This window comes from Enterococcus sp. DIV0703, from assembly GCF_051711065.1.
Classification (GTDB): domain Bacteria; phylum Bacillota; class Bacilli; order Lactobacillales; family Enterococcaceae; genus Enterococcus_B; species Enterococcus_B hirae.
Window position 1 is genome coordinate 345,001 of sequence record NZ_JBIOLX010000001.1, and the last position, 23,342, is coordinate 368,342.

A 23,342-nucleotide genomic window follows, 5' to 3' on the forward strand; every position below is an offset into this window, starting at 1 on the left:
TCCGTCGCTTCAAGTACATCTTTCATTGTTTGTTCTAAAACATCTAAAATATCTTCGTAACTTTCATGGTTCAAAACAGTTAAGTAAAAACCTGTTTGGCAACCCATTGGTGACCAGTCAACAATATAATCAGCATGGTTACGGATCAATTCTGCAGTTAAATGCTCTAAAGAATGTAAACTTGGCATATCCATATGCTCTTTATTCGGTTGTTTGAAGCGAACATCATATTTGATAATGACATCGCCGTGTTCCCCAGTTTTTTTATCAGCTACTCTGATATAAGGTGCTTTTACTTTTGTGTGATCAAGATTAAAACTTTCTACGTTCATTTTCATGACTTAAGGCTCCTAACTATTGGTAATCATTTTTGTTTATCGGAATCAAGTACACATCTACTAGAAGAAACTTCGATAAACACAGTGCTTCCAATTAGATTCTAACACTTATTGCTTTGTAGGTGTAGCAATCTGAAATGAAATTTATCTTTTCTTTCATTCGCTAATTTTCTTTTAATTGCTGAAATGCTTGAGTTAAATCTTCAATAAGATCATCCTCATACTCAATTCCCACGGATAAGCGGATCAATCCATCTTTGATACCTGCTTTTTCCCTTTTTTCTTTAGGAACGGAAGCATGAGTCATCACTGCGGGAAGTTCGACTAAACTTTCCACACCACCTAAGCTTTCTGCCAAAATAAACAATCGGAGAGATTCAACGAAAGGAATCGCAGCCTGTTCATTTTTTAGTGTAAAAGAAACCATGCCACTATAACCACTCATTTGTGCTTGCGCAATTTCATGATTTTTATGAGTGACCAAACCAGGATAAAAGACTTGTTCAACTTCAGGACGTCCTTTTAAAAAGTGTGCGACCGCAAAAGCATTTTTTTGATGTTCTGCCATTCGTACACTTAATGTTTTGATTCCTCTTTGAAGTAGCCAGCTGTCTTGTGGCCCTAATACACCGCCAATGGCATTTTGATAATAGCCGATAGCATCCGCTAAGGTTTCATTATTTGTAGTAACCAAACCTGCGACGAGATCACTGTGTCCTCCGAGATATTTTGTCCCGCTGTGTAAGACGATATCTGCCCCTAAGTCAAGTGGTCTCTGGAAATAAGGAGTGGCAAAAGTATTATCAACGATTGTTATCAGTTGGTGTTTTTTTGCTAGTTGACTATTTTTTTGGAGATCAGTGATTTTTAATAACGGGTTACTTGGTGTTTCTAAATAAAGTGCTTTTGTATTGGGTTGAATGGCTTGCTCTACTTGTGCCAAATCACTCGTATTGACAATTGTATATTCCAGACCACTTTTGGTTAGGACTTGATCAAAGAGTCGAAAAGTACCACCATAAACATCATCGCCTAATAAAATGTGGTCTCCTGATTGAAAAAGAGAGAAGACTGCATGAATACCGGCTAAACCAGAGGCAAAAGCAAATCCTTTGATTCCACCTTCCAACTCAGCAATCAATTCTTCAAGGGCAAAACGTGTGGGATTCCCAGAACGAGAATATTCATATTGCTTGGGATTTCCCACGCTATTTTGTCGATAAGTGGATGTTTGATAGATCGGAACACTAACTGCTCCAGTAGTAGGGTCTTCACTGATTCCGCCATGTATTAGTTTTGTTTGAATATGCATTATTTGTTCCTCCTAATTTTTTATATCTGTATTTCGGTCAAAACGACTATTTGTTTTATGAATAGATTCCTTTTGATAAATAACGGTCTGCTCCATCTGGGAAAATAGTTACCACTGAACTTCCTAAAGGTAATCGCTGGACTTCATGTAAGGCTGCCGCAAAAGCAGCGCCGCTAGAACTACCAACTAATAGACCTTGTTGCTTGGCTAGTTGCTTTGTGTAAGCAAAGCCTTCTTGATCAGAAATCGTTTCAAAACCATCTATGGTGATTCCAGAAAGAAATGGTGGGGTAAATTCAACGCCAATTCCCTCGATCTTGTGACTATGAGCAGTACCACCATTCAAAATTGAGCCTTCTGGTTCGACACCAATTAAACGAATGTCTGCATTTTGTTCCTTTAAATATTTAGCGGTGCCCGCAAACGTACCGCCACTACCAATCCCCGCTACAAAGCTAGTGATTGGTTCTGTAAGTTCTTGACTAATTTCCGGTCCGATCGTCTGATAATAGGCCATGGGATTCGCCCAATTCTCAAATTGCATTGGTAGAAAGCTGTGAGGAATGGTTTTCGCTAATTCTTTACTTTTTTCAATCGCACCAACGATGCCCAGTTCACTTGGTGTGTGGATGATTGTTGCGCCTAATGCTTTCATCACTTGTTGTTTTTCCATACTGAATTTTTCAGGAACAACAAAGATTGTTTTGATAGAATAACTTAAAGCAGTTAATGCTAAACCAATTCCAGTATTACCAGCAGTAGGTTCAATAATTGTTGTCTCTTTTGTGATCTGTCCGGTTTGAATCCCTTGTTGGATCAGATAATGACCGAGTCGATCTTTGATACTTCCGCCGGGGTTCAGATACTCTAATTTTGCATAAATAGCTGAATGTTGGGGCATAGGATAATCTTTAGCAGTAAATTTAAAAAACGGGGTGGAACCAATTGCTTCGGTGATTGTTGTAATGATCATAATTCCCTCCTAAAAAAATAGAATATAAAAAGGAGCTGACTATTAAATCAGCTCCTTGAAAAAATCATGAAATAAGTATTGGAAAACGGAAGAAGGCAATACCAATTTATGAAGGGCTATTAATAGACATGACAAATCGTATGCTGCTTTTATGCACCATACAACAACAAATATTCATTTGTTTTGATTTGCTGTTTGTCATGTGAAGTCCCTCCAAAAATGAATTTCATTAAAAATAGCATGATTAAACGAGAAAGTCAAAGAGTAAAACTTAAAAATAGATAATTCCCTAGTTTTCTAAGCGGTTGTCTGATACAATAAAGTTGATTATGATTAAGTTAAGAAGGAGCAAAAATAATGATCTCAGCAAGTGATTTAAGAGCCGGTATGACATTTGTTCAAGACGGTAAATTAATTAAAGTTTTAGACGCAAGCCACCACAAACCTGGTAAAGGAAACACTGTGATGCGTATGAAACTAAAAGATGTTCGTTCAGGAGCAACATATGACACAACTTTCCGACCAGAAGAAAAGTTTGAAAAAGCACATATTGATACGAAACCAGTACAATATTTATATACAATGGACGACACAGCATTCTTTATGGATCTTGAAACATATGAACAATATGAAATTCCAGTAGAGACTGTAGAAGAAGAAATGAAATATATTTTAGAAAACATGGAAGTAAAAATTCAATTCTTCGGCAGCGAAGTGATTGGTGTTCAACTTCCAACAACTGTTGTTTTGCGTGTAGTTGAAACACAACCTTCAATTAAAGGAGCAACCGTGACTGGTTCTGGTAAACCAGCTACAATGGAAACAGGTTTAGTCGTTAACGTTCCAGACTTCATCGAAACAGATGAACTACTTGAAATCAATACAACAGAAGGCACATACGTAAAACGTGCATCAAAATAACAATAAAGGCTTTTGTTCAAGATCCAGTAGGATACTTGAGCAAAAGCCTTTATTTATAGCTGTTTTTTTAATTTTTCATGGTGGGCATGTGAAAGTCGTTGATACAATGCCGTTTCAAAATCATTGTAACGACAAAAATCAATAACCGCATATTTTGCTGGGTCTAGCTCTGGAGGAATAAGCAAGGGTGAACCAATAATATAAAAATCATACTGTTTCGTGAGTGGCAGATGGGCTTTTTCAATCTCGATAAAAGGAATCTTTTCACCTAGATTAAATATCTCATAAGTGATCAAGTATTCTGAAACGTTGATAAAGCCAACTTTCAATTTATAGTCTTCTTCCAGCTTGGTATAATACGGATAAAGTAAACAAGCTTGGATGAAAGCTAATTCACTACTACAATTTTTTAACCAAAGGAAGTTTTTACGATTCGCAATCTTTTTCCAATAACTTTCGATTTTAGTAGCTAAAATTTGGATCATAGGATATTTCTTTTGGATATACGTAGAAATAAAAAAGGTTGTTAAAGGGATTTTTTGTTTGAATACAGTAAAATTCAACAATGAAAGGTAGATATTCGCATGAAGGGAAGGCTCTTCATGAAAGTTGAAATTACTAATATATTTTTGACAATGCGTTTCAAACTCTTCCAAGACTTTTTTTAAATGGTTGTTCGCCTGCAGATAAGAATGTTCCACGATTGGTAATTGGACATCTGATTTGGAATTTAGAAAAGGCCAATAATAGAACAAATAAAAAAGGGAATTGATTTCTAAAATATCGAGCTTCAAATTAGAAAGTTGAAAGAAATCATAAAAAAATTCAAGATCTGTTCCACTAGGGATAAAAGAAGTGGGAGTTAATTCATAAATATCAGTGAAATGACCCTCTTTAATTCGTAAAAGATTGATTTTACAATGGAGCATAGCTTGCTTCTTGCCGATTGCATATTTATTTTTCAGATGTTCCGCTTCGTATAATTCAAATAGTGCTTTTAAATCATCGCTAAAATAGAGATCATCTAGACTTTCACCTAATGAAACAAACCAAAAAAAGTTAAAAAACATAATCCGGATCAGCATTTCCGAACCTGTTAGTGTTAAGTTCGTTAAGTTCAAAGTGATATGATAGTCTTTAAAATACTGCGCTAATTTTTTGGTTTGGCGAAAACAAGTGGAACGGCTAATATAGTTGCGTTGACAAAAAGAAGCAAGATCTTCATCTTGCTTCTTGATGATACTAAGCAATAACTGATAAGGGATACTTTGTGTGGTTAAAAAATTTTGATATTGATTGTAATGGATCATTCTTTCACGAATGATCAACTTATTTTTAGCCGTTAATAATTGTTTATTACTTATCTTTTCCAAGTCTTCTTGAATAGAAACAAGGATTTTTTTTAGTTTAACCATACTGATTGTTGTTTCTAAGTTTTCTCTTAGGTTATCGATCAAGTGCTCTCCTGGAGATAACGTCAATAGTTGACCATAAACAGCTAATTTTCCTCGCGAATGATCATCTAACAATAATTGCTCGATCAATAAATCACCATCTTTTCTAATTTAGTATTATTATTATTAACTTATCTTTATCATCTTGTAAATATGTATCTCAGATTTTTATATTTTTTCAATAATTGTAGAAATGAAAATAAAGTCAGTGTTTCAAATCCAAGTCTATTCGATCAGTTATTTTGAAAATATAAACTACATCATTATATAAAAATAACAGAACGTTTATAGATATATTTATTATTTACATATCTTCTATAGATTTAATATAACTAAAAAATCCACTTAAAAATTGAATGAGAATAAAAAGAGAAAAAATAGAGGTTTTTTCTCTTTTTTTATATTATCTAACTGAATTTTAAATAATTTTTAAGGAGGATATCTATGAGAAAGAAACAATTATTCTTTTTGTTAGGGTCTTTAGGAATCATTGTTGTACTCAATTTTTTCTTTCAGAATAGGAAACTTGTCGAAGCAAGTAATGAGGCTACTATGGAAATAATGGCTAATGAATATGGCCAAGTCCAAGCTCATCAATCTGCGGAACAATTGACCGTCGAATTAGGGCTTTCTGAGAATGACCAAGGACATAGATACTTGGTACGGGTTATTGATTCAGAAACAAAAGAAATGCTTCTACCAATTCCAACAACTGAATATACGGAATATCTTAATGACACTAGTGGGAAATGGCTCACAACTAGCCAATTTTTCAAGCAAGAGTATCACGAGAAGTGGATTTTTGCAGGCATCAAGCAGAATCAGTCAGTTGACGTAGAAGTTTTAGTGGAACAACAAACGGCAGATAATGAGCAAGGAAAAGCACTCACGCCGATTGTGAAGGAATCATTTAAGTTTCTGGAAAATAATACCTTAGAGCAACAAATTAATAAGGAAACTTCGCTGGAAACAACGGAGCAATCGACTAAATCTAACGAAGCAGATACAAAGGAATCAACAGAAAGAGGAAATGAAGAACAGCAAGCAAAGGAACAAGATCTTGAAGAAGAGACAAAAGAAGAGGTTGTACGTCCGTTTGAATTTCCCGCTTTCTTTTCTGCTGGAAATAATAAACAAATTGTCACACCTATCGTACCAAATTATACCAACGATTCTACTGGGGTCTACCCACAAGCAGCGTGGCAGCCGACAGGAAACGAAACGGTTCTCAATCATCAAGGAAATCAAAATGGTCAGTGGGATGGTGTGACGTCATGGAATGGCGACCCATCTAATCGGTCAAATTCTTATATTGAATACGGGGGAACAGGAGAAGAATCCTCTTATGCTATTCGTAAATATGCACGAGAAACGACTACACCAGGATTATACGATGTTTTTTTAAATGTACGTGGGAACGTTCAAAAAGAGTTTTCACCTGTAGACGTTGTATTAGTAGTCGATTGGTCAGGCAGTATGAATGAAGACAATCGTTTAGCCGAAGTGAAACGAGGGGTCAATAGTTTTGTAGATACCCTTGACCATAGTGGTATAGCTGAAAAAATCAATCTTGGCTATATTGGGTATTCTAGTGTGGGTTATAACAACGGTTCAATCCCACTAAGTTCATTCAATTCTGTAAAAAATCAGATTAAAGCGATCACTCCTTCAACGACACAAGGGGGAACCTTTACTCAAAAAGCGTTGAGAGAAGCTGGTGAGATGTTGGCTGAACAAAATAATCATGAAAAAGTGATTGTTTTATTAACGGATGGTGTGCCAACCTACTCCTATCACGTGAACAAAGTGTTTACAGAACAAGATGGTAGTTATTATGGAACTGAATTTAGCGATGTACGAGAAGGAGCCGGAAATACTTCTCTTTTAAGTAGATATTACAATGTTCCAGATCAAAACAATCGAGAGAAGCAAATTCGGAGCACGTTTACAGCAACGATCGGCGAAGCATTAGCGTTGAAAGAACGAGGAATCAAGATCCATGGCTTAGGAATCCAATTGCAATCAGATATTCCAGCTGGCTTATCAAAAGCTGATGTGGAAACAAATATGAAGAAAATGGTATCAACGGATGAATCTGGTCAATTCTATTACGAATCGGCTGATCGTGCCACAGATATTTCTGATTATTTAGCGAAAAAAGCGGTCCATATTGCTGGAACCATCAGTAATGGAAAAGTGATTGATCCGATTGCTCAACCCTTTGTTTACGAAGAAAATACCCTCACGATCAAAGATGTAGGGAAAAATGCTGTCGCAGTAATGCCTACGATTGGTATTTCTGGTTCAACGATCCAAAGCAATCAACTATATTTAGGGAAAGATCAGGAAATCCAAATCCATTATCAGGTACGAATCCAAACTGAAAGTAAAACGTTTAAACCCGATGTATGGTACCAAATGAATGAAAAAACAACCTTGCAACCGACGGCGGATGCTTCAACAATTGTTGAATTTGGCGTTCCTTCCGCAAAAGCACCAGGCGTAACATTGTCTTTCACAAAAGAATGGGAAGAATATGATCATGATACTAGCCTACGACCAGATCACATCACTTATGAAATAAAACGAACGCCAACAACAGATAAAAATAGTTGGCAAACGGGATTTATCCAGTTAAATAAACCAACTAATGATACTGAGGGAACTTGGAGACGTGAAAACATCAAGTTACTCTCAGCAAGTAATGGCACTGACTATCAAGAAAACATGATGTTGCCAAAATTTAATAACCAAGGACAAGCGTTTAACTATCAAGCAAGTAACGAAATGACCGTTGAAGGCTATGAGGCTGCTAAAGTCAACGATACGACTTGGAAAAATACTAAAAAGTTTACACCATTTGATTTGAACATCACCAAACATTCTTCATCTGGAGCAAAAAATCTTGTAGGAGCAGTTTTCGAATTAACTGGTCAATCTAAAACGATCCGCTTGATCGATAACAAAGATGGCAGTTATCACTTGCCTGCTGATGTTCGACTAATGAAAGGGGAAACCTATACGCTTACAGAGGTACAGGCACCAGACGGACATGAACTTGCTCAAAAAAACACCTGGAAGATTGCGGTATCAGCCGAAGGAAAGGTAACGATCGACGGACAATCCGCAAAAATCGAGGAACAGGCGATTCTTCTAACGATCGAAAATCCTTTCAAAAAAATTCCTTTGGCGATTCACAAATATACGCTTCATGGGTCAGAAAAAGTCCACTTAGCAGGTGCTACTTTTGAATTACAGAAAAAAGATGCTGCTGATAGTTATCGAACAGTAGCGACAAAAGTATCGGAACTAACGGGACTGGCTCAATTTACAGTAGAGGAACCAGGAGAATATCGAATGGTAGAGACGAAGGGACCCGTTGGCTATGATACGATTGTTGGGAATTATGAATGGACGATTGATCAATATGGCACGATCCACTATGAACATGAAAATGTTGAGGTAGATCCGCAGTGGACATTACAGCATCAAAACCATCTCAAACCTTTTAATCTTACGGTCTATAAAAAACAAGATAACGGGCAATCATTAAAAGGGGCTAGCTTTAAACTAGAGGGGGAAAGGTCAAGTGTCGAACTACCTCAAGCAGGTGAATCAACGGATACATTTACATTTGAAAACCTTCAACCTGGTTCTTACACGTTAACGGAAACCAAAACACCAGATGGGTATCAAGGATTGAAAAAGCCAGTCTTGATCGTGGTGAAGGAAGATGGAACAGTGACCGTGGATGGGTCCAAACAAGAAAGTGGATTAGTAGCTGGAGACGAAAATAATCAAATTACGTTAACGATTACCAATCAAGTCAAAGTTCCTTTACCTGAGACTGGCGGAATGGGTCGTATCTGGTTCTATTTAGCTGGTTTCCTTGCGATAAGCAGCACATGTTTCGTTGCCTTTTTCAAAAAACAAAGAAAGGGCGTGGCGTAATGAAAAAAAGAATCTGGTATATCTTGTTCCTCATTCCGCTGTTGTTGACGATTGGATCGCAAAGAAGTGCGGCTCAACATATTCCGAATCAATCTTCGAATGAGCAGGTACAGATTATCTTGCATAAACTTCTGTTTACGGAAGGGAATTTACCTGATCCACAAAAAAATACGGGTGAAGAGCAAGTATTCTTCCAAGAAGCTCAGGGGATAAATGAGGTGAGTTTTTCGGTTTATGATGTCACAGCTTCTTTCTATCAATTGAGAGAACAAGGGATCGATGTCACAACAGCGCAACAACAATTAGCAAAAAAGGGACAAGAGATCGGAACGTTTGTAACAGAACAAATCACCAAAACCGTTGGTAACGAAGCTGGTATCGCTCAATTTCAATTACCAAAGCAAGATGCACAAGGAAGAGATCAAGTGTATCTTTTTCAAGAAACGAAGACGCCAGTAAACGTCAAAGAAAAATCAGCCAATTTAGTTGTGGTACTCCCAATTAATAATGAGCAAGGTCAAGAATTGAAGACGATTCATTTATATCCTAAGAACGAAGAAACGACTCCACTTTCTTTTTTGGAAAAAAAGATCCAAGGAGATTCCAGTGTTTCGTTTGGTGAAATCGTCACTTATACAGTAGATACCATTGTTTCTGACTGTCAAAGCTATCAACTCATTGATGAAGCTGATGATCATTTGCTCTTCTTACCTGATACATGGAAACTCAAAATTGGCGGACAAGAAATACATTCCGGGTATAAGATGGTTTCTCATCAAAATGGCTTTGAATTGACATTGGCTAAAGAGACACTCCAAAAAATGGTTGGACAACCACTTTCGATTACCTATCAGATGCAAGTATCAGCGACAGCAATTCCAGACGAGGAATTGAAGAATAACGTCACGGTCACTACAGAACGTGAGTACCTCCAACGATCAACTGCCATCCGTACGGGAGGAAAGCATTTTTTGAAAATTGATAGTCGAAATCAAAGTCCTCTACAAGGCGCTGTATTTCTAGTAAGAAATCAAAGAGGTAAATACCTTCATCAAACGAAGGAAGGCGTTACTTGGCGAATGAGTAGTGAAGGAGCGTATCGACTAACTTCCGACCAATCAGGGAATTTTTCAGTTCGAGGGTTGACCGACGGGAATTATTACCTTGAAGAGATCCAGTCACCGAAAGGTTATATCAAAAGTGAAGAGCTAATTCCTTTTGTAGTTGAAAAAAATTCGTTTCAGCAAAACGGACAACAGTCGGATCCTTTGAAGGTAAAGAATCGTAAAGCAGATTTCGGTTTGCTGCCTAAAACAAATGAAAAAAATAGCCAGTTTTATGTCATCGTTGGGCTAATACTAGTTAGTATCAGTCTGTGGAAATGGAGAAAGAAAGGTGAAAATAAATGAAAAAAGAGTGGAAAGCAATCGACATTTGTTGGGGAATATTATTCGTGTTATCAGCTGTTTTAGGTAGCTGGGTAGGGCAATCGCCTGTCTTTGCAGCTACCGATCAAGAAGTTGCACAAGTGATCTTGCATAAGAAAAAAGCACTTTCTTTACCCAATGTTATTCAAAACAGTGGGAAAGAGATGACAGAGTTTGACCAATATCAAGGTCTAGGAGATGTATCATTTACTGTTTATAATGTAACGAATCAATTTTATGAACAACGAAATAATGGTAAATCAGTCGAAGAAGCGCAACAAGCAGTTCAAGAACTGACTCCTGGAGAACCAATCACGTCGGGAACGACAGATGCACAAGGAAGCGTAACGCTGGAATTGCCAAAATCTCAAAACGGAAAAGATGCGGTTTATGTCATCAAAGAAGAACCGAAAGCAGGGGTAGTCGCAGCTGGCAATATGGTATTGGCTTTTCCTGTTTATGAAATGATCAAACAACCAGACGGCTCTTATCAGTATGGTACAGAAGAATTAGACACGATTCATTTATATCCTAAAAATCTTGTTTCTAATAATGGGGTATTGCAAGTCAAAAAAGTGGGGACAGCCGAAAATGAACCATTGAATGGCGCAGTCTTTAACATTTCAAAAACCGAAGGAGCAGTAAAAAAATACCTTCATAGTGTGAAAGACGGTCTTTATACTTGGACAACTGATCAAACCGCTGCTAAATCTTTTTTGACTGGGAAAACGTATCATATCGGAACAGCTGACTTCATTGAAGAAAACAGTGAAAAAGGTCAGATGGAAATTTACGGGTTAGAAGTTGGCCACTACCTTTTGGAAGAAGTGAAGGCACCAGATAACGCCGCATTGATTGAGAGTCAAACGAAAACAGCATTTGAAATTACCGAAAATAATCAAACACCTGTCGAAAAAACGATTAAAAATGATACATCAAAAGTTGAAAAAAGTACGCCAAAATTAAATGGCAAAGATGTAGCAATTGGCGAAATGATCCAGTATGAAATCAAGGTCAATCTTCCCGAAGGAATTGCTGATAAAGAAGGTTCAATGAACAAATACACGAAATTCAATTTAATCGATCAACACGATGCAGCATTGACTTTTCATCATGCAGTCAATGGCGCCAATGGCGCCAATGGCTATGCACTTTACGATGGAGAAACAACAATCGATCCAAGTCATTATACAGTGATTGAGCAAGAAAATGGCTTTACGGTGGCAGTTGATCCAGCGTACATTCCTTCTTTAACGCCTGGAGGAACATTGAAATTTATTTATTATATGTATTTGAATGACCAAGCAAATCCAACTACAGGATACCAAAATGAAGCAAATGTAGAAAACGACTATACGAAAGACCAAACACCACCAACTGTTGAAGTAGTTACAGGTGGTAAGCAGTTTATCAAAGTTGATGGAGCGGTTTCAACAAACCAACCGTTAGCAGGTGCTAGCTTTGTCGTTCGAGACCAAGATTCAAGTGAGGCGAACTATTTGTTGATTGATCCTCAAACGAAAGCCGTTAATTGGACGAAAGAGCAAGGAAAAGCGACTGTTTTTACTACTGAAAAAGATGGGTTGATTACCATCATTGGATTAGCTTATGGAACCTACTATTTAGAAGAAATCAAGGCACCAGAAAATTATGTACAGTTGACTAACCGCCTTTCATTTGTAGTCGATGAACAATCTTATCATTTGTCTGGACAAGTCATTTCACCAGAAAAGGTACCAAACAAGCATAAAGGAACATTACCTTCTACAGGTGGCAAAGGGATTTACCTTTATCTAACAATTGGTACAGTCTTATTAATCATGGGAATTGGTTATTTTGTAAAAGTAAAAAAATCCCATCAATAAAAGGAAAAACGAGTCAAAAAAGGATGACGATCAATGAGTAACAAAAAGCGGCGATATTTGGATAGTTTCATGACCTTGTTATTCATCACAGGAATCGTAATTTTTATGTATCCTTTTGTTAGTGATCGTATCAATGATTACCTGGATCAGCAAATCATTAGAAAATACCAACAACAAGCACAACAACAAAAGACAGAAGAGTTAGAGAAAATCCAACAAGAATATCTAGAAAAAAATCGAGAACTTGCAAAAAGTAATTCTTCCCCAGGCTCTGACCCATTCGCCGAAGAAGAACCGGAGAAGGTAACACAATCAACGATCCAAAAACATACCATTGGTGTGTTATCAATCCCGAAAATCAATGTGCGACTACCGATTTTTGACCAAACGACTTCTTTTTTTCTGGAAAAAGGTGCCTCTTTATTGGCAGGAACCTCTTATCCAGTTGGAGGTGAAAGTACTCATGCCGTTCTTTCTAGTCATCGTGGATTACCCAAAGCCAAACTATTTACGGATTTAGATCAACTAGAGAAAAACGATTTGTTTTTTATCGAAAGTCAGAATGGTAAATTAGCGTATCAAGTGGATCAAATCAAAATTATTGAGCCTACAGATCTTGATGATCTGATGATTGAAAAAGGGCAGGATTTAGTTACATTATTAACATGTACCCCTTATATGGTCAATAGTCACCGGTTGCTGGTACGAGGACACCGTATTCCCTATGAAGATCAAGACATTGAAAAAGAAGTCAAGAAAATCGATAGCCAAAAAAAACGATCTCTTTTGATTCTTGGATTCGTATTGATTGGATTGCTAGTGGTCGGGATAGTGTGTTTCATTTGCTATTTTAAACATTAAGTTTTAATATAGTTTTGAAAACTAGATGTAAAAGTCTTACAAACAGTATATAATAGGTTTATAAGAAGAAGGCATCAATGATTGGAGGAAATACAAAAATGGAAGTAGAATTTAGTCGGAAGTATCAAATAGTGAATGAAGTGTTGAATGCCGTCACCCATGGAATTGCAGCGTTTTTAAGTCTCATTTGTTTTGACTTGCTGATGGAACAAGCTCATTCAACCCTCGATTATGTTGCGTTTATCATTTATGGCAGTTCGCTGTTTTTGCTTTTTTTCAGTTCTACGTTGTTCCATAGCTTGATTTTTACAAAAGCAAAAAAAGTGTTTCAAATATTCGATCATTGTTCGATCTATTTACTGATTGCCGGGACCTATACGCCTTTTTGCCTGTTAATCGTTCAGGGACTTTCTGGTGTACTATTACTTAGTGTAATCTGGGCAACAGCAGTTATCGGGATCATTTACAAGTGTTTGACTTTAGCGAAAGCCAGTCAGGTTTCTAAAGTATCAACGATTATTTATAATGTGATGGGCTGGGGAATCGTGATTGTTTTACCAAAACTTTATCAAAACATCAATTTGACCGGTTTACTTTTATTGGTCGCTGGTGGGTTAGCTTACTCGATCGGCTCAATTTTTTATAGCATGAAAAGTAAGAGATTCACACATGTTATTTGGCACTTATTTGTGATGTTAGGTGCATCATTGATGTTTTTAGCCGTTTACTTTGGGTATGTGGTTTAAATAAAATCAATTTAAGAATGAATTTTCTGATGAACAAAGGAATAGCTCTTTTTTTTACAACGAAGGATTAAAAAAATACGTTTGGTTTCGATGGAATGATCGCAACCAAACGTATTTTTATTTGATGGAGCAGTTGCTTTCACTAGATTGTATGATTGAAATAGTGAGATTTATGAGCATATCCATTGTTTTTTAATCTTTTATTCGCTAGTTTTGTATTTATACAAAAAAATGTATGAATGCACTTTTTTTTATTAAATTTATGAATATAGTAGACAATCACTGAGAATTTGTTTAATATTATTCAAATAAAATTCAAATCTTAATGAGAGAAATTTTAAAAAACATTGCGGAAAAGAGGTAGTCTCGAATGTCAGAATTAATGATCGGTGAAATTCCTGTTAGTCAATTAGTAAAACAATATCAAACACCCCTTTATGTTTACGACGAGAAGCAAATGGTGGAGAACATCAAGGCATTTAAACAAGGATTTCAATCAGATCATTTTAAGACAAAGATTTTATATGCATCAAAAGCATTTCAGACCGTCGCCATGTTAAAACTGATTCAATCACAAGGATTAGGTTTAGATGTAGTTAGTGGTGGCGAGATTTATACAGCTGTGTGTGCTGACTTTCCAATGGAAGAGGTCTATTTTCATGGAAACAATAAAACACCTGCGGAAATCCGTTATGCTATTGAAAATGGACTTGTTCATTTTGTAGCGGATAATCTCATGGAAGTTGAATTGTTAGTCGCACTTAGCCAAGAATATCAAAAAGAACTCCAGGTAATGATCCGGTTGAATGTAGGGATCGAAGCACATACGCATGAATATGTCGTTACCGCTCATATTGATTCAAAATTTGGTCTACTCTATGAAAGTGAAGAGTGTCAAAAAGCGATCCAATTTATTCAGGGTAGTGAATTTTTACAGTTAGAAGGCTTTCATGCACATATTGGTTCGCAGATTTTTGAACTATCGGCATGGATAGCAGAAATCCATAAACTGGTTGGTTATCTTAAAGATTTTGATGAAGTACTTTCGCTAAATCTTGGGGGAGGGTTCGGTATTCGTTATACCGAAAGTGATCAGCCATTACCCATTGAAGAATCTGTTCGAGAATTAGTACGTTTTACGGAAGAAGCTTTAAAAAAACAAGGATTAGTAATCAATGAATTGTTGATCGAACCCGGAAGAAGTATCGTTGGGGAAGCAGGAACGACGCTTTATACGGTAGGATTTATTAAGCAAACGCCGAATAAAAAGTATTATTTTGTCGATGGGGGAATGACCGATAATATCCGTCCAGCACTCTATCAAGCGAGCTATCAATGTGATCTGGCAACCAAATTAAGGGAAAAGAAAACCGAAAAAGTCACGATCGCTGGGAAAATGTGTGAGTCAGGTGATGTGGTTATTCAAGAAGCTCTTTTGCCTATCGCTGAACCCGGAGATATATTAGCGGTATATGCCACAGGCGCTTATGGTTATTCAATGAGTAGCAACTATAACCGAGCCTTGACGCCTGCTGTGGTATTCGTCAACGGTGAAACTGCTCGATTAGTGGTACGTAGGCAAGAATATGAGGATTTATTGCGAGGTGAAGTTCAATGATCCTGCATAAATATAATGGTTGCGGCAATGATTTTATCTTAATGGACTATGAAGAAGGAATCGATTATCACCAATTAGCCAGCAAGTGGTGTGGACAGGATCGATTTGATACAGATGGGTTGATTGTCGTTCGAGAGCAACCTTTAACGATGCTTTATTTCAATAAAGATGGCAGTCAGGCGCCGATGTGTGGGAATGGGATTCGTTGTTTTGCTCGGTATGTATGGGATAAAGCTATGGTAGAAACTTCACCTTTCGACGTACACACATTAGCGGGTGTGATTTCCATTGAAATTTTGACAAAAGAACCTTTTTATTGTACCGCTCAGATGGGACAACCCGATTATTCAACAGAAAAGTTAGCGGTCAATCAAACAGAACCCATCGTGGATCAAATAGTACGTATTGGACAAGTGGATGTCCAGCTAACTAGTTTGTTTATGGGCACGATCCATACTGTTGTTTTTGTAGAGGATGCAAAAGCGCAACAAATGAAAGCGTTAGGGGAACAGATTTGTCACCATCCATTATTCTCAGAAAAAACCAATGTTAATTTTGTCCAACGAGTCAATGAACAGGAACTGATCGTACGCACGTATGAACGTGGCGTTGGTTGGACATTGGCTTGTGGTACTGGCTGTTGTGCGGCTTATGTCGTAGCTAGAGATCATGGGTACTTGGCAAGCGCTAAGGCCATGATTCACTTAGAGCAAGGAGAGTTAATGATTACTGGGGAGACACAAATACAAATGACGGGACCAGCTGTTCATGAATGGTCACAAAAGGAGATGTCGTATGATTAAAGGTTCGATCGTTGCGTTGATTACACCGATGGATGCGCTTGGCGAAATTGACTATCAGGGATTAGAGAAACTAATTGAGTTTCATCTTTCAGAAGGTACAGATGGCCTGTTAGTGTTAGGAACAACTGGGGAATCTTCGACGTTAACGCCAGAAGAAGAAGAGGAGATTCTACGTTTTACAGTAGCAAAAGTAAATAAAAGAATCCCAGTCATCGCAGGCGCAGGAACAAACGATACGAAAAAAACAATTGAAAGAGTCCAACGTTTAGCAGCGATTGGGGCGGATCAATTGTTAGTGATCACGCCTTATTATAATAAGACAAGTGATGCAGGTTTGTTGGCGCATTTTACTGCAATTGCTGACCAATCACCACGACCGATCATTTTATACAATGTACCATCTAGAACTGGAATGACGATCCCAATCCCAGTCCTGGAAAAATTAGCGACACATCCACAAATCAGCGGGATCAAAGAAGCATCAGGTGATCTTGCTTATGTGATGGCAATTGGTCGTCTTTTGACAGACTCGTTTGTCCTTTATAGTGGCAACGATGATGCTATTTTGCCAATATTAAGTGTGGGTGGAAGTGGGGTTATCAGTGTTTGGGCCAATATCCAGCCTAGATTAGTCCATGAATTAGTCGCAACGTTTGAGCAAGGGAATCTTCGACGAGCGCAGCAAATCCAATTAACTGCCTTACCATTGATCCATGCCTTGTTTAGTGAAACAAATCCGATCCCAATAAAAGCCGCAATGGAGATGATGGCTCTTCCTTCAGGTGCGTTACGGCTACCACTTGTTCCTCTGTCTGAGGACAAGCGAGGAGTATTACAGGAATTATTACCTATGAAAGGACGAGAACAGGTATGAAAATTGGTGTAGTCGGACATGGACGAATGGGTAAAAAAATCCAAGAAGTCATTGAATCTTATGAGCATGAAGTCGTTTTTCCAAAGGTCTCCCTTAAAGAAGCGACTACTTTATCTTTTCCGAGTAATATCTCACTCCTTATTGATTTTTCTCACGCAGATAATTTGGAAAAAGTGCTAGATTATGGAGCAGCACACCAACTTCCAGTCGTGATCGGAACGACTGGCTATAGTGAGGAACAATTCCAGGCAATCGAAGCGTTTGGGCAACGTTTCCCCATTTTATACAGTGCGAACTTTTCTTTAGGGATTTTTGTCATGAATCAATTAGTGAAGCAGGCTGCTGAATTATTGAAAACATGGCAAATCGAATTGATTGAAAAACATCATGACCAAAAAAAAGATGCGCCTTCTGGAACGGCTCAATCACTACTCGCTAGTATGCAAGAAGTCCGCAAACTATCTCCTGTTTTCCAATGGAAAGATCAACCTAGAAAAACCGATGAAATCGGAGTACACAGTTTACGTATTGGTTCTGTACCTGGAGAGCACGAAGTTTTATTTGCATCTACGGATGAAGTATTATCAATCAAACATGAGTCGTTTTCCAATCAGATTTTTGCAGAAGGAGCAGTAAGTGCAGCTTTTTGGTTAAGCAATCAACCAGCTGGATACTATCAATTAGCAGATACTTTAGGTGGATAAAGGAGAGAAAGCAAATGGACGCACAAGCAATTATACGTTTGATTCAAACAGCTGATAAAAAAACACCGGTTAAAGTGTATTTAAATGTCACTGAACCAATTAAATTTGAAAAGTGTAAAGTATTTGGTCAGGGGAATAGTCAAATTATTTTCGGTGATTACCAAGAAATCGCACCAATCCTCGCAAAAGAATCCGCTAAAATCATTGAGATCGAAATAGAAGAAACAGCTAGAAATAGTGCCATACCTCTGCTTGATTTAAAAGAAATCAATGCTCGGATCGAGCCAGGAGCAATTATCCGGGATCAAGTAACGATCGGTGATCATGCGGTCATCATGATGGGAGCAATCATCAATATCGGTGCGGAGATTGGGGAAAACTCGATGATCGACATGGGGGCAATCTTAGGCGGAAGAGCGATTGTCGGCAAAAATTGTCACATTGGTGCGGGTGCAGTGTTGGCGGGTGTGATCGAACCGGCTTCCGCTCAACCAGTGGTGGTTGAAGACGGTGTCTTGGTGGGGGCGAATGCTGTCATTGTTGAAGGTGTCCGTATTGGCAAAAATGCAGTCGTGGCGGCTGGAGCAGTTGTTTTAGAAGATGTAGCCGCTGATACCGTAGTGGGTGGAACGCCTGCCCGAGTATTAAAGATCAAAGACGAACAAACGAGGGAAAACACCGCATTGATCGCTGCATTACGGGAATTATAGAGAGGATGAAAAAGATGCGCAAAATAGATACCTGTATCGTTGGAGCAACCGGTTTAGTTGGTCAAACGATGTTGAACGTGTTAGCAGAATATGATTTTCCAGTAGGTCGTTTGAAATTATTAGCATCCAAGCGTTCAGCTGGAAAAATCTGTGTGTTTAAGGGAAAAGAATACACAGTAGAAGAATTAACAAAGACATCATTTGACGGGTATGATTTAGCGCTTTTTTCAGCCGGAGCAGAAATTTCACTTGAATTTGCGCCACTTGCTAGAGAACATGGGTTGGTCGTCATTGATAATTCTTCTGCTTGGCGAGAAGATCCGTCGATTCCGTTGATCGTTCCAGAAGTCAATCTAGCAGATCATGAAATGAACCGATTGATTGCCAATCCAAACTGTTCCACGATCCAAGCCGTTTTACCGTTAAAGGCATTGCAACAGACATTTGGTGTCAACCGCGTGAACTATTCCACCTATCAAGCGGTCTCTGGTTCGGGACAACAAGGGCTAACTGATCTTCACGCCACTCAAAAAGGGCAGGAACCTTCGCTTTATCCGCATGATATCAGTCAAACAGTCATCCCCGAAATTGATGCATCGTTGGTTGATGGGTATACGAAAGAAGAACACAAAATGATGGCTGAAACAAGGAAGATCCTACATTTGCCTAACTTACCTGTCTCGGCTACTTGTGTACGTGTCCCCATCGAAGTTGGTCATGGTGTTTTAATCGCAGTCCAGTTGGCGCAGCCATTTTCGCTTGCAGCAGTCCGTCAATGTTTGCAACATTTTCCGGGAATAACAGTCGTGGATGATTTGCCCAACCATAGTTATCCGACCAGTATCCTTGCTAAAGGAACAGATGAGGTATACGTCGGCAGACTCCGGCATGATCCTACATTGGAAAATGGGCTGTTGCTGTATACCGTAGCGGATAATATCCGTAAAGGCGCAGCTGCGAATGCTGTACAAATCGCCTCTGCCTTGTTATCACCAATCAGGGAGGGGATCCAATGAAAGTCGCAAAATTTGGTGGCTCATCGATGGCTCATGAAGAACAATTCAAAAAAGTAAAATCCATTATTTTAGCTGTTCCTGAACGAAGTGTGATCGTTGTTTCCGCTTTAGGAAAACGAACAAAAGAAGATGACAAAGTCACGGATCTCTTGTATTTGATTCATGCCTATCTTCATCATGGAGTCGACTGGACACCTTTGTGGGAAAGGATCTGTGAACGATTCATTCAAGTGAGAGATGTCTTGTCGTTGACTTTTCCGATTGAAGATGAATTGTTAGAGATCCAAAAAAAATTACAGCGAGAAAAAGTCTCGCAAGATTTTTTGGTCAGTCGGGGAGAATATCTCACTGCGAAGTTATTAGCTGAATATGTTGGTTATACGTTTATAGATGCGAAAGAACTGATTTTCTTTGATTATACGGGTGAGATCGATGAAGAACGGACGAAACAAGCAATAATAACTATTTATCAAGAAAAAGGCCCACTAGTAGTCCCAGGATTCTATGGTGCTAATCCAGTTGGAAAAGAAAAATTGATGGGGCGAGGTGGGAGCGACATCACTGGCGCAATCTTAGCCAAACTATTGAATGCCGACTGTTATGAGAATTGGACGGATGTTTCCGGGATTATGATGGCTGATCCACGAATCATTGACACGCCAAAAATCATCAAAGAAATTTCATTTAGAGAATTACGAGAGATGGCGTATATGGGGGCAAATGTTCTCCATGAATCAGCTATTTTCCCAGTACAAGAAGCAGGTATCCCGATTCAAATAAAAAATACGAACGATCCAGAGGCGCAAGGCACTAGAATTTCCAGCAAAGAAGTCGAAAAAGAAAATGGCTTAACAGGGATTGCTGGAAAAAAAGATTTTCTTTCGCTAACACTATTTAAACGACATATGTCTGATGAAATCGGGTTTATTTGGAAAGCAATGAGTGTCTTTGCGAATCATGGTATCTCGATCGAACACATTCCTTCGGGGATCGACAATATTGGAGTAGTCGTTTCAGCAGAAGCCATTGCAGATCAATTATTTTTGATTACCAAAGAGTTAAAAGAAAATTTGGGTGTCGAGGAAGTCGAAATTATCGAGAATCTGGCATTGATCTCAGTTGTTGGCGGACCACATAAAGAACTGATTGGACTTTCTGGCAAAGTCTTATCCATCTTAAATCAACTAGAGATTCGGACATCGATCTTATCCCAAGGGGCACAAGAATTAAACTTGATCATTGGGGTAAAAAATGAAGAATATGAAACAGTCGTTAAAGGGCTCTATGAAGGGATGGTGAATGTCGATGTTAGCAAAACATCGCATGGCGTTACATCAAATTCCTGAAATCGGCTTTCATGAATTTAAAACCAAAGCGTATTTGCATGAACAAATCAAGGATCTTGGGGGAGTCCTGCATGAAATCGGCGAGACTGGTTTATTGCTTTATTTTGATCATCAACAAAACGAAACGATTGCTTTTCGGACAGATATTGACGCCTTACCGATCCAAGAAGAAACAAATCTTCCCTTTGCTTCTACTCATGAAGGGATGATGCATGCGTGTGGTCACGATGGACATATGGCAATGTTATTAGGGTTAACGGAATATATCGCAGATCATAAAGAACAGTTAATGTACAACGTTGTTCTGATTTTTCAACCTTCGGAAGAAATATCTGGCGGAGCGGAAAGTGTTATTCAAACAGGTTTGTTAGAGGACTATCAAGTCCAAGCGATTTTCGGGTTTCATTTATGGCCAGGTCTTCCCAAAGGCGAGATCTATTCACGATCGGGCGCCTTTATGGCACAAAGTAGTGAGACAGATATCGTTGTCAAAGGGAGATCTGTCCATATTGCCTCTAGTGAACAAGGGATCGACAGTATCCGAGGAGCCATTGGTTTTATGGATGAAGTATACGAGTTGGAACAATCTTTACCTAAAGAATGGCGACGTTTAATAAAGTTTGGACAGATCACTGGTGGTACGATTCGAAATGTTTTAGCAAATGAAGTGACTATCTCAGGCAGCATCCGTTCTTATGATCAGCAAATCCAAGATTCGATCAAAGCACAACTGGCTGATTTAGCAGAGAAATTTCAAAAAAATTCGCAGGTATCGATCCAATTCCGTTATAATGATGGATATCCAGCGGTCATCAATGATCCTCACTTATATACAGCCTTGAAGCAATCAGAAAAATTACATGAGCTTGAACAACCGGTCTTGCAAGCAGAGGATTTCGGTGTTTATACCCAGAAGTATCCATGTGTTTTTTTCTTTCTCGGTGTCGGTGATACACCAGCACTTCATGATGCACGATTTGATTTTGATATGGCTGTGTTAGAAAAGGGTGTCGCTTGGTATCAAACGATCCTTCATACAAAAGGACTTTTGCTAAAAAAGGATCAGTGACAAAGAAGTGATAAAAAGGAGAAAACCACATGAATTTAACCAATCGTTTTAATCACAGGCTTGCAAAAATAGCAGTGTCACAAATCAGAAGTTTTGACCAACAAATTTCTGCTATCCCCGATGTCATCAAGTTAACCTTAGGAGAGCCTGATTTTCCAACACCCGAACATGTTAAACAGGCGGGGATCACTGCTATTGAAGAAAATTATTCCCATTATACGGGGATGAGGGGACTACCCGAACTTTGTGAAGCTGCTTGTTTATTTCAAAAAGAACGTTATGGGTTGGTATACGATCCTCAAACTGAAGTACTAACGACAGTTGGTGCCACAGAAGCAATCGCTGCTTCTTTACTAGCGATTTTAGAAGAAGGCGACAAAGTATTGATTCCTGCGCCTGCTTATCCTGGCTATCAGCCGATAGTGGATCTTGCTGGAGCGGAATTGATCACGATCGATACGTCAGAAACAGGCTTTATTTGCCAACCAGAACAGTTAGAAGCAGCCTTTGCTACTTATGGCGACTCGATCAAAGCAATTATCTTGAACTATCCAAGCAATCCAACAGGAACACTGTTAACTTCAGAACAAATGGCAAAATTAGCTGAAGTCATCAAACAACGATCGGTCTTCGTGATCAGCGATGAAGTCTATGCAGAGTTGAATTATGTCGGAGACCATGTCTCGCCAGCGTCTTATCTTCCGGAGCAAACAATTGTGATTAGCGGTTTATCCAAATCTCATGCGATGACCGGCTGGCGGATCGGCTTTATTTTTGCTCAAAAATATGTGATTGATGAAATCATCAAAGTCCATCAATATTTAGTCACTTCAGCCACCACAATGGCTCAAAAAGCTGCGGTTGAGGCACTTACTACCGGAATGTATGATGGGGAAAAAATGAAAGAACAGTATGCGAAGAGAAGAGATTATCTTTTAGGTCAATTAAGTGAGTTAGGGTTTGAAGTCATACCACCTGATGGCGCCTTTTACCTGTTTTGTAAACTGCCAAAAGAAGTTACCTTGAATTCTTGGGAGTTTTGCTTACAGTTAGCAGAACAAGGCAGAGTCGCCTGTATCCCTGGTTCAGCTTTTGGACCAGAGGGTGAAGGCTATATTCGGATTTCTTATGCAAGTAGTTTGGCAGAACTTACGGAAGCTTGCCAACGGATTCGCCTTTTTTTAGCTGATATATAATCAAAAAAAATGAAAAGCTACGTTCATTTTATTGAACGAAGTTTTTCATTTTTTGTTTGCTTTGTTGATTGAAAGAGGAACATTTGTCATTTTTCTTTTTTAATGGTGTACATTTTTTAGTTTTATTTGGCATAACGAAAGATTATGATCCAATTTAA

19 protein-coding genes (1 of these 19 running past the window's edge) are annotated in these 23,342 nt (G+C 38.4%); 15 read left to right on the forward strand and 4 right to left on the reverse strand.

Annotated elements, in window-relative coordinates; all coding sequences use genetic code 11:
• The 3 genes from IGK81_RS01615 to IGK81_RS01625 all read right to left on the reverse strand — a co-directional run.
• On the reverse strand, positions 1 to 338 hold the 5' portion of the coding sequence (locus tag IGK81_RS01615; protein WP_010720211.1) for an S-ribosylhomocysteine lyase. 121 nt of this gene lie to the left of the window's left edge; only the first 338 of its 459 coding nucleotides appear in the window; it begins with the start codon at positions 336 to 338; its stop codon lies off the left edge, out of view.
• 163 nt (positions 339 to 501) lie between these two features.
• The gene (locus tag IGK81_RS01620; RefSeq protein ID WP_034699393.1) at positions 502 to 1,650 is read right to left on the reverse strand and encodes a cystathionine gamma-synthase; all 1,149 of its coding nucleotides are present in this window, start codon (positions 1,648 to 1,650) and stop codon (positions 502 to 504) included.
• A 55-nt stretch (positions 1,651 to 1,705) separates the two neighbouring features.
• Positions 1,706 to 2,623: a PLP-dependent cysteine synthase family protein gene (locus tag IGK81_RS01625; protein WP_010720209.1), complete on the reverse strand. Its 918-nt coding sequence runs from the start codon at positions 2,621 to 2,623 to the stop codon at positions 1,706 to 1,708.
• Positions 2,624 to 2,980: 357 nt separating this feature from the next.
• Between IGK81_RS01625 and efp the strand changes: the two genes are divergently transcribed.
• A complete protein-coding gene (gene efp, locus IGK81_RS01630) occupies positions 2,981 to 3,544 on the forward strand; it encodes an elongation factor P (RefSeq protein WP_010720208.1) in 564 nt (187 codons plus the stop codon).
• A 53-nt stretch (positions 3,545 to 3,597) separates the two neighbouring features.
• Here efp and IGK81_RS01635 read toward each other — a convergent pair whose 3' ends face one another.
• On the reverse strand, positions 3,598 to 5,088 hold the full coding sequence (locus IGK81_RS01635; protein WP_412003935.1) for a helix-turn-helix domain-containing protein: 1,491 nt from the start codon (positions 5,086 to 5,088) through the stop codon (positions 3,598 to 3,600).
• A 354-nt stretch (positions 5,089 to 5,442) separates the two neighbouring features.
• Here IGK81_RS01635 and IGK81_RS01640 point away from each other — a divergent pair, with 354 nt between their 5' ends.
• The 14 genes from IGK81_RS01640 to IGK81_RS01705 all read left to right on the forward strand — a co-directional run bounded on the left by IGK81_RS01640 (position 5,443) and on the right by IGK81_RS01705 (position 23,184).
• Positions 5,443 to 8,949 carry a vWA domain-containing protein gene (locus tag IGK81_RS01640; protein ID WP_034699397.1) on the forward strand — a complete coding sequence of 1,169 codons (3,507 nt, stop codon included), beginning with the start codon at positions 5,443 to 5,445 and terminating at the stop codon, positions 8,947 to 8,949.
• The gene (locus tag IGK81_RS01645; protein WP_034699399.1) at positions 8,949 to 10,358 is read left to right on the forward strand and encodes a SpaH/EbpB family LPXTG-anchored major pilin; all 1,410 of its coding nucleotides are present in this window, start codon (positions 8,949 to 8,951) and stop codon (positions 10,356 to 10,358) included. The genes IGK81_RS01640 and IGK81_RS01645 overlap by 1 nt, the downstream gene beginning before the upstream one ends.
• Positions 10,355 to 12,241, forward strand: a complete 1,887-nt coding sequence (locus tag IGK81_RS01650) for a SpaH/EbpB family LPXTG-anchored major pilin (protein WP_438757414.1) — start codon at positions 10,355 to 10,357, stop codon at positions 12,239 to 12,241. The genes IGK81_RS01645 and IGK81_RS01650 overlap by 4 nt, the downstream gene beginning before the upstream one ends.
• Before the next feature lie 33 nt (positions 12,242 to 12,274).
• Complete coding sequence (locus IGK81_RS01655) at positions 12,275 to 13,102, forward strand: class C sortase (protein WP_034699403.1); 828 nt, start codon at positions 12,275 to 12,277, stop codon at positions 13,100 to 13,102.
• A 98-nt stretch (positions 13,103 to 13,200) separates the two neighbouring features.
• Positions 13,201 to 13,848, forward strand: coding sequence for a PAQR family membrane homeostasis protein TrhA (gene trhA, locus IGK81_RS01660; protein WP_025480259.1), 648 nt, complete (start codon positions 13,201 to 13,203; stop codon positions 13,846 to 13,848).
• Between the two features lie 370 nt (positions 13,849 to 14,218).
• Positions 14,219 to 15,466 (forward strand): diaminopimelate decarboxylase, encoded by a 1,248-nt coding sequence (gene lysA / locus IGK81_RS01665; RefSeq protein WP_010738544.1) that lies wholly within the window; start codon positions 14,219 to 14,221, stop codon positions 15,464 to 15,466.
• Positions 15,463 to 16,269 carry a diaminopimelate epimerase gene (dapF, locus tag IGK81_RS01670; protein WP_034699405.1) on the forward strand — a complete coding sequence of 269 codons (807 nt, stop codon included), beginning with the start codon at positions 15,463 to 15,465 and terminating at the stop codon, positions 16,267 to 16,269. The genes lysA and dapF overlap by 4 nt, the downstream gene beginning before the upstream one ends.
• Positions 16,262 to 17,143 (forward strand): 4-hydroxy-tetrahydrodipicolinate synthase, encoded by an 882-nt coding sequence (gene dapA / locus IGK81_RS01675; protein ID WP_034699408.1) that lies wholly within the window; start codon positions 16,262 to 16,264, stop codon positions 17,141 to 17,143. The genes dapF and dapA overlap by 8 nt, the downstream gene beginning before the upstream one ends.
• On the forward strand, positions 17,140 to 17,847 hold the full coding sequence (gene dapB, locus IGK81_RS01680) for a 4-hydroxy-tetrahydrodipicolinate reductase (protein WP_034699411.1): 708 nt from the start codon (positions 17,140 to 17,142) through the stop codon (positions 17,845 to 17,847). The genes dapA and dapB overlap by 4 nt, the downstream gene beginning before the upstream one ends.
• Positions 17,848 to 17,861: 14 nt before the next feature.
• Positions 17,862 to 18,557: a 2,3,4,5-tetrahydropyridine-2,6-dicarboxylate N-acetyltransferase gene (gene dapD / locus IGK81_RS01685; protein WP_034699414.1), complete on the forward strand. Its 696-nt coding sequence runs from the start codon at positions 17,862 to 17,864 to the stop codon at positions 18,555 to 18,557.
• 14 nt (positions 18,558 to 18,571) lie between these two features.
• A complete protein-coding gene (locus tag IGK81_RS01690; protein ID WP_034699417.1) occupies positions 18,572 to 19,573 on the forward strand; it encodes an aspartate-semialdehyde dehydrogenase in 1,002 nt (333 codons plus the stop codon).
• The gene (locus IGK81_RS01695) at positions 19,570 to 20,919 is read left to right on the forward strand and encodes an aspartate kinase (protein ID WP_034699419.1); all 1,350 of its coding nucleotides are present in this window, start codon (positions 19,570 to 19,572) and stop codon (positions 20,917 to 20,919) included. The genes IGK81_RS01690 and IGK81_RS01695 overlap by 4 nt, the downstream gene beginning before the upstream one ends.
• The gene (locus IGK81_RS01700; RefSeq protein ID WP_034699422.1) at positions 20,879 to 21,988 is read left to right on the forward strand and encodes a M20 family metallopeptidase; all 1,110 of its coding nucleotides are present in this window, start codon (positions 20,879 to 20,881) and stop codon (positions 21,986 to 21,988) included. The genes IGK81_RS01695 and IGK81_RS01700 overlap by 41 nt, the downstream gene beginning before the upstream one ends.
• Before the next feature lie 29 nt (positions 21,989 to 22,017).
• A complete protein-coding gene (locus tag IGK81_RS01705; RefSeq protein ID WP_034699425.1) occupies positions 22,018 to 23,184 on the forward strand; it encodes a pyridoxal phosphate-dependent aminotransferase in 1,167 nt (388 codons plus the stop codon).
• The last annotated feature ends 158 nt before the right edge of the window (positions 23,185 to 23,342 follow it).

Coding starts and splice junctions, on each gene's coding strand:
- IGK81_RS01620 (WP_034699393.1), bottom strand. CDS start 1,650: ATGCATATTCAAACAAAACTAATACATGGCGGAATCAGTGAAGACCCT.
- IGK81_RS01625 (WP_010720209.1), bottom strand. CDS start 2,623: ATGATCATTACAACAATCACCGAAGCAATTGGTTCCACCCCGTTTTTT.
- efp (WP_010720208.1), top strand. CDS start 2,981: ATGATCTCAGCAAGTGATTTAAGAGCCGGTATGACATTTGTTCAAGAC.
- IGK81_RS01640 (WP_034699397.1), top strand. CDS start 5,443: ATGAGAAAGAAACAATTATTCTTTTTGTTAGGGTCTTTAGGAATCATT.
- IGK81_RS01645 (WP_034699399.1), top strand. CDS start 8,949: ATGAAAAAAAGAATCTGGTATATCTTGTTCCTCATTCCGCTGTTGTTG.
- IGK81_RS01650 (WP_438757414.1), top strand. CDS start 10,355: ATGAAAAAAGAGTGGAAAGCAATCGACATTTGTTGGGGAATATTATTC.
- IGK81_RS01655 (WP_034699403.1), top strand. CDS start 12,275: ATGAGTAACAAAAAGCGGCGATATTTGGATAGTTTCATGACCTTGTTA.
- trhA (WP_025480259.1), top strand. CDS start 13,201: ATGGAAGTAGAATTTAGTCGGAAGTATCAAATAGTGAATGAAGTGTTG.
- lysA (WP_010738544.1), top strand. CDS start 14,219: ATGTCAGAATTAATGATCGGTGAAATTCCTGTTAGTCAATTAGTAAAA.
- dapF (WP_034699405.1), top strand. CDS start 15,463: ATGATCCTGCATAAATATAATGGTTGCGGCAATGATTTTATCTTAATG.
- dapA (WP_034699408.1), top strand. CDS start 16,262: ATGATTAAAGGTTCGATCGTTGCGTTGATTACACCGATGGATGCGCTT.
- dapB (WP_034699411.1), top strand. CDS start 17,140: ATGAAAATTGGTGTAGTCGGACATGGACGAATGGGTAAAAAAATCCAA.
- dapD (WP_034699414.1), top strand. CDS start 17,862: ATGGACGCACAAGCAATTATACGTTTGATTCAAACAGCTGATAAAAAA.
- IGK81_RS01690 (WP_034699417.1), top strand. CDS start 18,572: ATGCGCAAAATAGATACCTGTATCGTTGGAGCAACCGGTTTAGTTGGT.
- IGK81_RS01695 (WP_034699419.1), top strand. CDS start 19,570: ATGAAAGTCGCAAAATTTGGTGGCTCATCGATGGCTCATGAAGAACAA.
- IGK81_RS01700 (WP_034699422.1), top strand. CDS start 20,879: ATGTTAGCAAAACATCGCATGGCGTTACATCAAATTCCTGAAATCGGC.
- IGK81_RS01705 (WP_034699425.1), top strand. CDS start 22,018: ATGAATTTAACCAATCGTTTTAATCACAGGCTTGCAAAAATAGCAGTG.